The organism is Pseudomonas sp. LARHCG127, from assembly GCF_052871455.1.
This window is the reverse complement of the sequence record NZ_JBIXJT010000004.1, coordinates 386,525-401,077: the sequence shown is the minus strand read 5'-3', so window position 1 is coordinate 401,077 and position 14,553 is coordinate 386,525. Positions and strand designations below refer to the sequence as shown.

At 61.2% G+C, this 14,553-nt stretch carries 11 protein-coding genes; 9 read left to right on the top strand and 2 right to left on the bottom strand.

Going from position 1 to position 14,553, the window contains the following annotated elements; all coding sequences use genetic code 11:
• Nucleotides 1-3: 3 nt before the first annotated feature.
• The 6 genes from xerD (at nt 4) to ACIPQ1_RS10055 (ending at nt 6,839) form a co-directional block, all read left to right on the top strand.
• Nucleotides 4-900, top strand: coding sequence for a site-specific tyrosine recombinase XerD (xerD, locus tag ACIPQ1_RS10080; RefSeq protein WP_207966394.1), 897 nt, complete (start codon nt 4-6; stop codon nt 898-900).
• A 299-nt stretch (nt 901-1,199) separates the two neighbouring features.
• Complete coding sequence (locus ACIPQ1_RS10075; protein WP_186705439.1) at nt 1,200-1,931, top strand: DsbC family protein; 732 nt, start codon at nt 1,200-1,202, stop codon at nt 1,929-1,931.
• A 132-nt stretch (nt 1,932-2,063) separates the two neighbouring features.
• Complete coding sequence (locus ACIPQ1_RS10070; RefSeq protein ID WP_207966395.1) at nt 2,064-3,368, top strand: homoserine dehydrogenase; 1,305 nt, start codon at nt 2,064-2,066, stop codon at nt 3,366-3,368.
• 102 nt (nt 3,369-3,470) lie between these two features.
• On the top strand, nt 3,471-4,880 hold the full coding sequence (gene thrC / locus ACIPQ1_RS10065) for a threonine synthase (protein ID WP_250963639.1): 1,410 nt from the start codon (nt 3,471-3,473) through the stop codon (nt 4,878-4,880).
• 120 nt (nt 4,881-5,000) lie between these two features.
• Nucleotides 5,001-6,389: a transporter substrate-binding domain-containing protein gene (locus ACIPQ1_RS10060; protein ID WP_250963638.1), complete on the top strand. Its 1,389-nt coding sequence runs from the start codon at nt 5,001-5,003 to the stop codon at nt 6,387-6,389.
• A gap of 162 nt (nt 6,390-6,551) precedes the next feature.
• Nucleotides 6,552-6,839: a DUF3509 domain-containing protein gene (locus ACIPQ1_RS10055; RefSeq protein WP_446534031.1), complete on the top strand. Its 288-nt coding sequence runs from the start codon at nt 6,552-6,554 to the stop codon at nt 6,837-6,839.
• Nucleotides 6,840-7,234: 395 nt separating this feature from the next.
• On the opposite strand, the gene ACIPQ1_RS10050 is transcribed toward ACIPQ1_RS10055, so the two are convergent.
• Nucleotides 7,235-8,434 carry a CaiB/BaiF CoA transferase family protein gene (locus tag ACIPQ1_RS10050; RefSeq protein WP_411386571.1) on the bottom strand — a complete coding sequence of 400 codons (1,200 nt, stop codon included), beginning with the start codon at nt 8,432-8,434 and terminating at the stop codon, nt 7,235-7,237.
• A 146-nt stretch (nt 8,435-8,580) separates the two neighbouring features.
• Between ACIPQ1_RS10050 and ACIPQ1_RS10045 the strand changes: the two genes are divergently transcribed.
• From ACIPQ1_RS10045 to ACIPQ1_RS10035, 3 genes are all read left to right on the top strand, one after another.
• Complete coding sequence (locus ACIPQ1_RS10045; protein WP_122568769.1) at nt 8,581-9,123, top strand: YaeQ family protein; 543 nt, start codon at nt 8,581-8,583, stop codon at nt 9,121-9,123.
• 168 nt (nt 9,124-9,291) lie between these two features.
• Nucleotides 9,292-11,001, top strand: coding sequence for a single-stranded-DNA-specific exonuclease RecJ (gene recJ / locus ACIPQ1_RS10040; RefSeq protein ID WP_446534030.1), 1,710 nt, complete (start codon nt 9,292-9,294; stop codon nt 10,999-11,001).
• A 357-nt stretch (nt 11,002-11,358) separates the two neighbouring features.
• Nucleotides 11,359-12,465 (top strand): NADH:flavin oxidoreductase/NADH oxidase, encoded by a 1,107-nt coding sequence (locus ACIPQ1_RS10035; protein ID WP_434705093.1) that lies wholly within the window; start codon nt 11,359-11,361, stop codon nt 12,463-12,465.
• Nucleotides 12,466-12,668: 203 nt separating this feature from the next.
• On the opposite strand, the gene ACIPQ1_RS10030 is transcribed toward ACIPQ1_RS10035, so the two are convergent.
• The gene (locus ACIPQ1_RS10030) at nt 12,669-14,297 is read right to left on the bottom strand and encodes a glucan biosynthesis protein D (protein ID WP_411386574.1); all 1,629 of its coding nucleotides are present in this window, start codon (nt 14,295-14,297) and stop codon (nt 12,669-12,671) included.
• Nucleotides 14,298-14,553 lie beyond the last annotated feature (256 nt).

Sequence of the window (14,553 nt, the reverse complement as noted above, 5' to 3'; positions counted from 1 at the left end):
TTTATGCCTGCCATCGATCATCCGCTGATAGACCAGTTTCTCGATGCCCTGTGGCTGGAGAAGGGACTGTCCGATAACACCCGCGGTGCCTACCGCAGCGATTTGGCACTGTTTAACGGTTGGTTGCAGGAAAATAACCTGGAACTGATCAATGCCGGCCGGGAGTTGATCCTCGATCACTTGGCGTGGCGCCTGGAGCAGAACTACAAACCGCGCTCGACTGCGCGGTTTCTCTCCGGCTTGCGTGGGTTCTATCGCTATTTGCTGCGGGAAAAGCTCATCGCGGTGGATCCGACCTTGCGCGTGGAAATGCCGCAGTTGGGCCGTCCGCTGCCCAAGTCCCTGTCGGAAGCCGATGTGGAGGCGTTGCTGGCGGCGCCCGACCTCAGTGAGGCCATCGGCCAGCGCGACCGGGCCATGCTGGAAGTCTTGTACGCCTGTGGCCTGCGTGTCACCGAGCTGATCAGCTTGACGCTGGAGCAAGTCAACCTGCGCCAGGGTGTGCTGCGGGTGATGGGCAAGGGCAGCAAGGAGCGCCTGGTGCCAATGGGCGAGGAAGCGATCGTCTGGGTCGAGCGTTACATGCGCGATGCCCGTCATGAACTGCTGGGTGGGCGTCCCAGCGATGTGCTGTTCCCCAGCCTGCGCGGCGAGCAGATGACCCGCCAGACCTTCTGGCACCGCATCAAGCACCAGGCCAAGGTGGCCGGGATCAACAAATCCCTCTCGCCCCACACCTTGCGTCATGCCTTCGCCACACACCTGCTCAACCATGGCGCCGACCTGCGGGTGGTGCAGATGCTGCTTGGCCATAGCGACTTGTCCACCACCCAGATCTACACCCATGTGGCTCGGGCACGGTTGCAGGACTTGCATGCCAAGCATCATCCCCGCGGCTGAACGGTGCTCCGTTTTTGTGGCGAGGGAGCTTGCTCCCGTTGGGCGCGAAGCGCCCCTGTTACAGATGCCACTGCTTTCAAAAAAAGAGAGTTCCATTTGCGGCTGCTGCGCAGCCGAGCGGGAGCAAGCTCCCTCGCCACAGGATTTTGATAACTGTTCGTTGTGTGTTGTCGTGCGTCACCGGCATTCGGTCACGCCAGCCTTCTGTGGTAGGCTTTGTCGGTTTGCACAGTGGGCGGTTGGAACCCGAATCTGCGGGTCGGCGTTTCCCGTCTCATTTGTTCGCCTCAGGAGTCCCCATGCGTTTGATCCAGATGTTCACCGCCGCCGCCATTGCGTTGGCCAGTACCTTTGCCATCGCCGACGACGCGGCCGACAAGGCTATCCGCAAAAGCCTGGAAAACCTTCAGCTCGACGTGCCGATCGACACCATTTCGGCCAGTCCCATGGCCGGCCTGTATGAGGTCAAGCTCAAGGGCAGCCGCGTGCTTTATGCCAGCGCCGACGGCCAATACATCGTCCAGGGCAACCTGTTCGAGCTCAAGGACGGCAAGCCGGTCAACCTCACCGAGCTGACCGAGCGCCAAGGCATTTCCAAGTTGATCAACGGCATTCCGGTCGCTGAAACCGTGGTTTATCCGGCCATCGGCGAAACCAAGTCCCACATCACCGTGTTTACCGACACCACCTGCCCGTATTGCCACAAGCTGCACGCAGAAGTGCCGGAACTGAACAAGCGCGGCATCGAAGTGCGTTATGTGGCATTCCCGCGCCAGGGCCTGGGCTCGCCGGGTGATGAGCAGTTGCAGGCGGTCTGGTGCTCCAAGGACAAGAAAGCGGCCATGGACAAGATGGTCGACGGCAAGGAAATCAAGGCCGCCCAGTGCGAGAATCCGGTTTCCAAGCAGTTTGCCCTCGGACAGTCAATAGGCGTGAACGGTACGCCGGCGATTGTTTTGGCCGATGGTCAGGTAATTCCGGGCTACCAGCCAGCGCCACAAGTGGCCAAACTGGCCCTCGGCGCGAAATGATCATGGGCGATCCGCTTTTGAAGATCACGGCTCGGCGAAAACGTTCGTCGGGCCGTTAAACACAGAGTCGCGTTGCTGCGCGGCTGTATTTCACGGCCGACCTTGCGTCGGCCGTTTCATGGGGAGTCAAGAGTGAATCCGGTCAAAGTAGGCATCTGTGGGTTAGGTACCGTCGGTGGCGGCACCTTCAACGTACTTCAGCGCAACGCCGAGGAAATTTCTCGTCGTGCCGGGCGTGGGATCGAAGTGGCACAAATTGCCATGCGCACGCCAAAGCCTCAGTTCCAGACGACCGGTATTGCGATTACCAACGATGTGTTCGAAGTGGCCACGAACCCTGAGATCGACATCGTCATAGAGCTGGTGGGCGGCTACACCGTTGCCCGCGAGTTGGTACTCAAGGCCATCGAGAATGGCAAGCATGTGGTCACCGCGAACAAGGCGCTTATCGCTGTTCACGGTAATGAGATTTTCGCCAAGGCCCGCGAGAAGGGTGTGATCGTGGCGTTCGAAGCCGCCGTGGCCGGTGGCATCCCGGTGATCAAGGCGATCCGCGAAGGCCTGTCGGCCAACCGTATCAACTGGGTCGCGGGGATCATCAACGGCACCGGCAACTTCATCCTCACCGAGATGCGCGAGAAGGGTCGCACCTTCGAAGACGTGCTCGCCGAAGCCCAGGCCCTGGGCTACGCAGAGGCTGATCCGACGTTCGACGTGGAAGGCATCGACGCCGCGCACAAGCTGACGATCCTGGCGTCCATTGCGTTCGGTATTCCGTTGCAGTTCGACAAGGCCTACACCGAGGGCATCACCAAGCTGACCACCGCGGACGTGAACTACGCCGAAGCCCTGGGCTATCGCATCAAACACCTGGGCGTGGCGCGCAGCACCGCCAGCGGCATCGAGCTGCGCGTGCACCCGACGCTGATCCCGGCCGACCGCCTGATCGCCAACGTCAACGGCGTGATGAACGCGGTGATGGTCAACGGCGATGCCTCTGGCTCGACGTTGTTCTACGGCGCTGGCGCGGGCATGGAACCGACGGCTTCTTCGGTCATTGCCGACCTGGTGGACGTGGTTCGCGCCATGACCTCCGACCCGGAAAATCGCGTGCCGCACCTGGCCTTCCAGCCAGACTCGTTGTCGGCTCACCCGATTCTTCCGATCGAGGCGTGCGAAAGCTCCTACTACCTGCGCATCCAGGCCAAGGACCATCCGGGCGTGCTGGCCCAAGTGGCGAGTATCCTCTCGGAACGCGGCATCAACATCGAGTCGATCATGCAGAAGGAAGTCGAGGAACACGACGGCCTGGTGCCGATGATCCTGCTGACCCACCGTGTGGTCGAGCAGAACATCAACGACGCGATCGCGGCGCTGGAAGCGCTCCAGGGTGTCGTTGGGCCGGTGGTCCGTATCCGCGTTGAACATTTGAACTAAGCAGCTACAAGCTGCAAGCTGCAAGCTCCAAGTAAAAGCAGATCCGCTTTTACTTGCAGCTTGTAGCTCACAGCTCGCAGCTCAAACCGAAGGTTTGCCCCTATGCGCTATATCAGCACCCGCGGCCAGGCACCGGCCCTGAATTTCGAAGATGTCCTCCTGGCTGGCCTGGCCACGGACGGCGGTCTCTATGTGCCGGAAAACCTGCCGCGTTTCACCCAGGAAGAAATCGCTTCCTGGGCCGGCCTGCCGTATCACGAGCTGGCGTTCCGGGTCATGCGCCCGTTTGTCACCGGCAGCATCCCGGACGCCGATTTCAAGAAAATCCTGGAAGAGACCTATGGCGTCTTTTCCCACAACGCCATCGCACCGCTGCGTCAGCTCAACGGTAACGAATGGGTCATGGAGCTGTTCCACGGCCCGACCCTGGCGTTCAAGGACTTCGCCCTGCAACTGCTCGGTCGCCTGCTGGACTACGTGCTGCAAAAGCGTGGCGAGCGCGTGGTGATCGTCGGTGCCACCTCTGGCGACACCGGTTCGGCGGCCATCGAAGGCTGCAAGCATTGCGAGAATGTCGACATTTTCATCCTGCACCCGCACAACCGGGTCTCGGAAGTACAGCGTCGGCAGATGACGACCATTTTTGGCGATAACATCCACAACATCGCCATCGAAGGCAACTTCGATGACTGCCAGGAAATGGTCAAGGCCAGCTTCGCCGACCAGAGCTTCCTCAAGGGAACGCGGCTGGTGGCGGTGAACTCGATCAACTGGGCGCGGATCATGGCCCAGATCGTCTATTACTTCCATGCGGCCCTGCAGCTGGGCGGTCCGGCCCGTTCCGTATCGTTCTCGGTGCCGACCGGCAACTTTGGCGATATCTTCGCCGGGTACCTGGCGCGCAACATGGGGCTGCCGATCAACCAGTTGATCGTCGCCACCAACCGCAACGACATCCTGCACCGCTTCATGAGCGGCAACCAGTACGTCAAGGAAACCCTGCACGCCACGCTGTCGCCTTCGATGGACATCATGGTGTCGTCGAACTTCGAACGCCTGCTGTTCGACCTGCACGGTCGCAACGGCGCGGCGATCGCCGGCCTGATGGACAGCTTCCGGCAGGGCGGCGGTTTCAGCGTCGAGCCTGAGCGCTGGACCGAAGCCCGCAAGTTGTTCGACTCCCTGGCCGTGGACGATGAGCAGACCTGCGAAACCATCGCCGAGGTGTTCGAGCAGAGCGGTGAGTTGCTCGATCCGCACACGGCCATCGGTGTCAGGGCCGCTCGTGAGTGCCGTCGCAGCCTGGACACCCCGATGGTGATCCTGGGCACGGCTCACCCGGTCAAGTTCCCGGAAGCGGTGGAGAAAGCTGGCGTAGGAAAAGCGCTCGAACTGCCTGCGCATCTTTCTGATTTGTTTGAGCGAGATGAGCGATGCACCGTGTTGCCCAACGACTTGAAAGCCGTGCAGGCCTTTGTCAGCCTGCATGGCAATCGCGGCAAGCCACTCTGACCGCTTGAATCTGTCACATTTTGAAGCCCGTCTCCTGACGGGCTTTCTTGTTTCTGCATGCCAAACTGGCCGGGTTTTCGCCCTTGGAGGGATGGGCGAGTCATCTCGAAGGAAATGCAGATGTCGTTTTTTATCAAAGGCAAGCCAGCCCTGGGCTGGGTAATGGTCCTGGCCCTGATGTACTGGACGCAGGGAGGCAACTCGGCGGCGTTGGCGGCTTTCGAAGCGCCACCGCTCAACTCTGGCGAACGGCTGGTGCTGGACGCGCAAGAGTTGAAGTGGGTCAAGGAGAACCCCCGGGTCATCGTGGCCACGATGCAGTTTCCGTTGTACTTGTTCAAGAATGAGCAGGGACAGTGGAATGGGTTGAACCACGATATTCTCCAGCGCATTACGCACATGACCGGCCTTGAGTTTGTCCATCGGGAGTCGTTCTCTCCCGGTGAGTTGCTGACGATGCTGGGAAACGGCGAAGCCGACATGACCACCCTTCTGGCGATGAATGAAGAGCGCCGGGATTTCCTCAGTTTCAGCCACGCATTCGGCGGTTTCGGCTGGGTATTCGTCGGCCGTGACGGGGAATCGTCTCTCCATTCGTTGGAGCAACTCGAAGGGAAGGTCCTGGCATTGCCGGCACGGCATGCATTGGAAGCGGAAATCCGGCGCGATTACCCGGCGATCAAATTGCACACGACCAAGACCTATGCCGAGGCACGTGCGCTGGTAGAGAGCCGGGAAGCCTATGCCACCATCGAAAATGAAACCGGGATGCATCTCTATCCGGCCGGGCAGTTGCAGGTCGGCAGCGGCCTGGAGGGCAGGTGGGAACCGGACTACCTGGCGGTGCGCAAGGACTTGACGGTGCTATTGAGTATCTTGAATAAGGCCCTGGAAGCTTTCCCTGCCGAGGACATGCGTGCGCTGCGTTCGAAATGGATGGCCGGCACGACCCCAGCCCAGGCGCCTACGATCTGGGCGCGGATATCCAGTTGGGGTTACTGGTGTGTGACCGTGGTCGTGGTCTTTGGACTCTTGTCCCTGCTGTGGAACCGTCGCCTGCAGATACAGATCGACCAGCGCCTCAAGGCCGAAGCGGTCCTCAAGGATCAGTTGATGCTCCAGCGGGCCTTGATGGATGCCATTCCCGACCCGATTTTCATCCGTGATCTGGAAGGGCGCCTGATCATGTGCAACAAAAGCTATGAAGAGCAGTTCGCGACCCGCTTCGAAAAACTGCGGGGCACGCGGCTCACCGACTCGGCATCATTCCCGCCGGCCACCGCCGAGCTGCTGCATGGGGAAGTGATGGAGCAATTGCGCACCGGCCAGTCTCGGTTCGTCGACCGGCAATTGATGTTCAGCGGCGTATTGCGGGAAATCTATCATTGGTCGGTGCCGTTCTATGGGGCCGATGGGCACTTGCGCGGGATTCTGGGGGGCTGGACCGATGTCGGGCGCCGGTGGCGCCGTTGCGACAGGGGCTTGGCTGTGCCGGCCGTCAGCCCCTGACGGCTCCCGGAGAAGGCTGTTGTTTGACTGTCATATTGGACGCGCATGCTCGGTTGAACAGGTTGAGGCGTATCGGTTCGGTGCGCTGACGAACTTTCTGCTGCGGCCCACGGTCATTGACTGTGTACATGCAGTTGTTTCGGACTATTGAAGGGTGAGCGAATGGAAAGTATCAGCCTATTGCTGAATGAAGCCTTGAGCCCGTATCAGGTCTCGCTGACTCCCTCCGGTGCCAAGGGCGAATGCCGGGTCACGCTGAGGAATGCCAGCGGGAGCATCATGGTCGAGCGAGTGTTCAATCAGGCCCAATTGACCGACAAGCGTCAGTTGACCGACGTGGTCGATGGCCTGCATCGCGATGTGCTGATTGCCGAGGGTCGCCTGGAGCCCTGTGTGATTGCGGCATTGCGCAATCTGGCGCGCGACAAGGTCATGGTCCCAGCGAATTGACCGGGTTTTTGTGGGAACCTTCCTACGTCCTGATGAGTCAGACCTTTTACCAGCAAGAGCAAGCATTGTGCTCCGGTGCTTGTCGCTTGTTGTACTAACCATGATTGGTTACGTTTAACCCCGAGTCGTCTCCCCACTTCTCGGGGTTTCTTTTTGCCTGGCTTTTGTGTTTTTAGCGTGGTTTGTCAGGCATTGGCGCCGTTGTGGGAGCAAAGCTTGCTCGCGAGGCGGCCTTATAGCCGATCTGGCTCTCCCAGTCGTACTCCCATCCAATTGTGGGAGCGAGCTTGCTCGCGATTGCGGTGTGCCAGCCAACATAAAGTCGACTGAACGGACGCCATCGCGAGCAAGCTCGCTCCCACAGTTTGATTGAGTGGTTGCCCTCCTGCGGTGCGTCAAATGGCGCCATCACTCCGCAGCTTGGCGATCTGCTGCGCGTCGTAGCCCAGTTCGCCGAGCACCTGGGCATTGTGTTCACCCAATGCCGGCCCGACCCACTCGGAGGTGCCCGGGGTGTCGGAGAGTTTCGGTACGATCCCTGGCATCTTGAACGCCTTGCCGTCTGGCAGCTTGGCTTGCAGGAACATTTCACGGGCCAGGAATTGCGGGTCGCTGAACATGTCTTCGGCGCTGAAGATCCGGCTGGCCGGTACCCCGGCCTGGTTCAGTTGGTCGATAACGCTGTCGAGCGGCAGCCCGTTGACCCAGCGATCGATGACGCCGTAGAGTTCATCGCGCCGGCTGTCACGGCCATCATTGCTGGCCAGTTGCGGGTCGTTGGCCAGGTCGTCACGGCCGATGATCTGCATGAAGCGCTTGAAGATCGCATCGCCGTTGGCGCCAATCTGCACGTGCTTGCCGTCGGCGCTGGTGTGGATGGACGAGGGGGTGATGCCGGGCATGATGTTGCCGGTTCGCTCGCGGATGAAGCCGAACACGTCGAACTCCGGCACCATGCTTTCCATCATGGCGAAAATCGCCTCGTACAAAGCCACGTCCACCACTTGCCCGGTTCCGCCGTTGATCTCGCGGTGACGCAGGGCCATCAATGCGCCAATCACGCCCCACAGGGCGGCGATGGAGTCGCCGATGGAGATCCCGGTACGCACCGGCGGGCGATCTTCGAAGCCGGTGATGTAGCGCAGGCCGCCCATGGATTCGCCCACCGCGCCAAACCCCGGCTGGTCTTTCATCGGCCCGGTCTGGCCGAAGCCCGAAAGCCGTACCATCACCAGCTTCGGGTTTAGTGCATGCAGCACATCCCAGCCCAGGCCGAGCTTTTCCAACACGCCGGGGCGAAAATTCTCGATCAGGATGTCGGCTTCTCCGATCAGTTTCTTCAGGATCGCCAGGCCTTCGGGGTGCTTGAGGTTCAAGGTCAGGGACTTCTTGTTGCGTGCCTGGACGAACCACCACAAGGATGTGCCTTCGTACAGCTTGCGCCATTTGCGCAGCGGATCACCGCCATCGGGGGATTCGACCTTGATGACGTCGGCACCGAATTCGCCGCAGATTCGCGAGGCGAAGGGCCCGGCGATCAAAGTGCCGAGTTCGATGACTTTGACGCCGGCAAGGGGTTTGGCAGTAAGCGACATGACGGATCCTGTAGGACAAAGCAGAACGGATAGAGCGTTTTATCATAGGCCAGGGCCGGTCGCCGCAGGTTGATGGTCGGCAATTCGTGGATTGCCCGCGTCATCGGTTAGACTTGCCGCCTTTCCTCGTATCAAGAAGCCCGTTCATGGCCCAGCCGTCCACGACCTACAAGTTTGAACTGAACCTCACCGACCTCGACCGCAATGTGTACGAGAATGTGAAGCAGACCATCGCCCGCCACCCTTCGGAAACCGAAGAGCGCATGACCGTGCGCCTGCTGGCCTACGCGTTCTGGTACAACGAGCTGCTGGCATTTGGTCGTGGTCTGTCAGACGTCGATGAGCCTGCGCTGTGGGAAAAAAGCCTGGATGACCGGGTGCTGCACTGGATCGAAGTCGGTCAGCCGGATGCCGATCGCCTGACCTGGTGCTCGCGCCGGACCGAGCGCACCAGCCTGCTGGCCTACGGCAGCCTGCGGGTGTGGGAAGGCAAGGTGATCCCGGCGGTGAAGAACCTGAAGAACGTCAACATTGCCGCCGTGCCCCAGGAAGTGCTCGAAACCCTGGCCAAGGACATGCCCCGGGTGATCAAGTGGGATGTGATGATCAGCGAAGGCACGATTTTCGTGACCGACGACCGTGGCCAGCATGAAGTCCAGCTGCAATGGTTGCTGGGCGAACGTGGTTGAGCCATTGACCCGGCATTGAGCGAGCTCATTGTGGGAGCGAGCTTGCTCGCGATGACGGCAGATCAGTTTGCATTGATGTTGAATGCGCCGCCGTATTCGTGAGCAAGCTCCCACCCAGGCTCTCCTTGCCACAATCTTCATGATTTCCAGAGAAAACTTTGTCCCCCCATGCGCATAGAACCCCGCCAACTGCCCGACACCCTACCGTTCCTCGGTGACCTGCCGCCCCTGTTGACCCGCCTGTACGCAGCACGCGGCGTGCAGTCCGAGGCCGAACTGGACAAGAGCCTGGCGCGCTTGATTCCATTCCAGCAGCTCAAGGGGATCGACGCCGCGGTGGACCTGCTGGTGACGGCGCTGGAGCAACGCCAGCGGATCCTGATCGTCGGGGATTTCGATGCCGATGGCGCGACGGCCAGTACCGTGGGCATGTTGGGCTTGCGCCTGCTGGGTGCGGCCCATGTCGATTACCTGGTGCCCAATCGCTTCGAATATGGCTATGGGCTGACCCCGGAAATCGTCGAGGTCGCCCTGGCCCGCGAACCGCAATTGCTGATCACCGTGGATAACGGCATTTCCAGTGTGGAAGGCGTGGCGGCGGCGAAAGCGGCGGGGCTTCGGGTGCTGGTCACCGATCACCACTTGCCGGGCCTCGAATTGCCGGCGGCCGATGCCATCGTCAATCCGAACCAGCCGGGCTGCGAGTTCCCGAGCAAGGCCCTGGCCGGTGTCGGGGTGATTTTTTATGTGCTGATGGCGCTGCGGGCGCGTCTGCGCAGCCTGGGCTGGTACACCAGCACCCCTCAGCCGAACATTGGCGAATTGCTCGACCTGGTGGCCCTGGGCAGCGTGGCCGACGTGGTACCGCTGGACGCGAATAACCGGATCCTCGTGCACCAGGGCCTGGAACGGATTCGCGCCGGACGCGCCCGGCCCGGCATCAAGGCGATCCTGGAAGTGGCCAAGCGCGACGCAGCGCGGATTACTTCCACTGACCTCGGATTTATCCTCGGGCCGCGTCTGAATGCGGCCGGGCGCCTGGACGACATGAGCCTGGGCATCGAATGCCTGCTCACCGACGACCCGGCCCTGGCGCGGGAAATGGCGGCGCAACTGGACGGCATGAACCAGGACCGCAAATCCATCGAGCAAGGCATGCAGCGTGAAGCCCTGGCCCAGCTCAAGGACCTGCCGGTGGAGTCGATGCCATTCGGCTTGTGCCTGTTCGATCCGCAGTGGCACCAAGGGGTGATCGGCATCCTCGCTTCGCGGATGAAAGAACGTTATTTCCGGCCGACCATCGCCTTTGCCGACGCCGGGGACGGCTTGCTCAAGGGCTCAGGTCGCTCGGTGCCGGGCTTTCACATTCGCGATGCGCTGAGCGTGGTGGCGGCGCAGCATCCGACCCTGATCAGCAAGTATGGCGGTCACGCCATGGCGGCGGGGCTGACGCTGCCGGAAGCGAATTTTCCATTGTTCGCCGAAGCGTTCGACGCGGAAGTGCGCCGGCAATTGCGCGAAGAAGACCTGACCGGCCGGCTGTTGTCGGATGGCGCCCTGGCGGTGGAGGAGTTCCATCTGGAACTGGCCCGGGCGCTGCGCCATGCCGGTCCCTGGGGCCAGCATTTCCCGGAGCCGATGTTCCATGGCGTGTTCCAGTTGGTCGAGCAACGCGTGGTGGGCGAACGGCACCTGAAGGTCATCCTCAAGAGCGAGTGCGGCTCGGTGAAGCTCGACGGCATTGCCTTCGGCATCGACCGCGAGATCTGGCCCAACCCTACCGTGCGCTGGGTGGAGCTGGCCTACAAGCTCGACCTCAACGAGTTCCGCGGCCAGGAAACGGTGCAGTTGATGATTGCCCATATCGAGCCGCGGTAGGCGATACGCCGATCGGCCTTTGTGGCGAGGGAGCTTGCTCCCGCTGGACGCGACAGCGTCCCCTTGCAATGTGATGGCTGAAATTCAGGGGGGCCGCTTCGCAGCCCAGCGGGAGCAAGCTCCCTCGCCACGAGATGCAAGCAGCCTTGAGCGAACGGCGTTGCGTCACACCGTCGGTTTTTAAGTTCTGAACCCTCCGTCCTCGCGGGTTGTCGACTAGGCTCTAAGCACTGCTTGATAGCCCTTGTGACGTCTTGTCGAATTTTTTGCCCGCGGGGGCGGGTGTTGTACCTTTTGTCACTCGTCGACTGTTCAAACAGAACCCTGGAGCCTGCCCACTGATTCGAGAGGTGCCCCATGAGTCTGCTGCTGGAACCCTATACCCTTCGCCAATTGACCCTGCCCAATCGCATCGCGGTATCGCCGATGTGCCAGTATTCGAGCACCGATGGCCTGGCCAACGATTGGCACCTGGTGCACTTGGGCAGCCGCGCCGTGGGCGGTGCCGGCCTGGTGTTCACCGAAGCCACCGCCGTGACCGCCGACGGTCGCATCACCGCCCAGGACCTGGGGCTGTGGAACGATGAACAGATCGAACCCCTGCAACGCATCACCCGGTTCATCACCGCCCAAGGCGCCGTGCCGGGCATCCAACTGGCCCATGCCGGACGCAAGGCCAGCACCTGGCGACCCTGGCTGGGCAAGCACGGCAGCGTCAAACCGGCGGACGGCGGCTGGGTGCCGGTCGGCCCGTCGCCGATTGCCTTCGATCCGCAACACACCCAGCCGGTGCAGTTGGACGAAGGGCAGATCGCCGATCTGATCCAGGCCTTCGTGGAGGCGGCCAAGCGCGCCCTCACGGCCGGCTTCAAGGTGGTCGAGGTCCACGCGGCCCATGGTTATCTGCTGCATCAATTCCTGTCGCCGTTGAGCAATCAGCGGCGCGATCAATACGGCGGCTCGTTCGAAAACCGTATCCGGCTGGTGCTGCAAGTCACCGAAGCGATCCGGGCGGTATGGCCTGAAGAGCTGCCGGTCTTCGTCCGCGTCTCCGCCACCGATTGGGTCGAGGACGGTTGGAACCCGGATGAGACCGTGGAGCTGGCGCGGCGCTTCAGGGCGCTGGGGGTGGACCTGATCGATGTGTCATCGGGCGGCACGGCCGCCAATGCGGAAATTCCCACCGGCCCGGGTTACCAGACACGCTTTGCCGAGCGGGTGCGCAAGGAGTCGGAAATCGCCACCGGCACCGTCGGTATGATCACCGAACCGGCCCAGGCCGAGCACATCCTGCGCACTTGCCAGGCCGACATCATTTTCCTGGCCCGGGAATTGTTGCGCGATCCTTACTGGGCCCTCCATGCCGATGATGACCTGGGCGGCCGCAAGGCCACGTGGCCGGCGCAATACCAGCGGGCCACCCATCGGGACCAGCCGATTCATGAGTCGGATTTGCGGGACTGAGGGCCTGATAAAACAGAAAGCCCCGGTCGATTGGCCGGGGCTTTTGTTTGTCTAGCTGGATTATTTGATGGCGGTACCGGCCTCATCGCGAGCAAGCTCGCTCCCACAGGGTTGGGTGTGGATTACAGGTTATGTGAACAACACCAATCCACTGTGGGAGCGAGCTTGCTCGCGATAGGGCCAGCCCAGACAACCGATTCCTATCAGGGGTACTTGCGCTTATCCGGCGCCGGCGGGAAGTACTGGTACAACCAGGTCTCGCTCAAGGTCCGGTCCTTGGTGCGAATGAACAGGCGCATCTGTACCGGGTCCACGCGGTCGTCGGTCGGGTACCAATCGAAGGTGATGCGATAGCCCTTGATCGCATCCAGCACCAACACGTTGAAGTCCTTCACTTCGCCGTGGGAGCAGGTCACCACCGGTTCGATGCCGGTGCCCGGCGGCAGTTGGTCGAGGCCACCGCCGCTGAAGTCCACGGCGAAACGGCGTGCCCAGACGGTCGGGTAATGCTCGCCCGGTGCCCAACCTTCGATGAAGCCGCCCATGCCTGAACGGGTGGCGTCGACATGGGCCAGGTCGGTGCTGACCGGCGGCAGGGCGCTCCAGTAGAGCTTGTAGCCATAGTTCAGCGAGTCACCGGCGGCTACCGGTTTTTTCGGCGTCCAGAACGCGACGATGTTGTCCAGGGTTTCGCCGGTAGTCGGAATCTCCAGCAGGTCTACCGAGCCTTCGCCCCAGGCCGTCGTCGGTTCGACCCACAGGCTCGGACGCTTGCTGTACCAGTCCACGGTGTCCTGGTAGCTGGCAAAGTCGTGATCGGTCTGCACCAGGCCGAAGCCTTTTGGGTCCTTGTCGGCGAACGCATTGAATTGCAGGGTGGCGGGGTTGTTCAACGGACGGCAGACCCACTCGCCGTTGCCGCGCCACATGGCCAGACGGTCGGAGTCGTGGATTTGCGGGTGAATGGTGTCGCACATGCGCCGCTCGACGGTGCCGCAGCTGAACATGCTGGTCATGGGGGCGATACCCAGTTGCTCGATGGCGGTACGGGCGTTGACGTGGGCGTCGATCTCCATCACCACCCGGGTCGGCTGGCAATCGATGTCGAATCGATAGGCACCGGTGGCACTGGGGGAGTCGAGCAGGGCGTAGACCACGAAGCGGGTGCTGTTCTTGTCCGGGGTTTCGAACCAGAACTTGGTGAAGTCCGGGAATTCCTCGCGCTTCTTGGCGTAGGTGTCGATGGCCAGGCCGCGGGCGGACAGCCCGTACTGGCCACTGGCATCCACCGCGCGGAAATAGCTGGCCCCCAGGAACGAAACGATGTCGTGCCGATCCAGCTCCGGCGCCTTGAAGACGCGAAAGCCGGCGAAGCCCAGGTCACCTGTCAGTTGCGAGGTGTTGACCGTGGTTTTCTCATAGTTGAACAGCTCCGGACGGAAGTGCACCTCACGGGCCATACGTGTCTTCGGGTCGACACTGTACATGCGCACCGGCTGCTTGAAGCCCATGCCCACGTGGAAGAACTGTGCATCCAGTTGCCGCCCGTCCAGATCATTCCATAACGAATGGTTGGCGTCGTACTGGATGGCGTTGAACTGCAGTGGCGACATCTGGGCCAGGGTCGGTGGCAGGACTTGCTTGGTGTCGACGTAGCGGCTCTCGGCCAGCCGCTTGGCCTGTTCCTTCAAACCGTTGAAATCGAAGGGACGGGCTTCGCCGTCGGCAGTCTGTTCGGCGGCCCAGGCGCGTGCGGCCATGAGCCCGGAGGCCGATAGCCCGGTGTAGGCGGCGAAGGCCATGGAGGCCTTGAGCAGATTCCTGCGGTGCATAAATACAACCTTTCTCGAAACAGCCCCGAGCCGATCCTGGCCACAGCGACTGATAAAGGAGTTCGGACATGCCTTTGGCCAAACGCGACGAACGTTAGAACAGATGCCTGAGAGCTGGATCGGTTCACCGAGGCGCAAAATCATAGGGGAAATACAGGCTTGGAGAGACAGGAAAGCGTGGCCTGGTTAAATTTTCTTACAGTTATTTCTTTTTTTATGCCGATTCCCTGATTTTTTGACTAATTACTCTAAAACT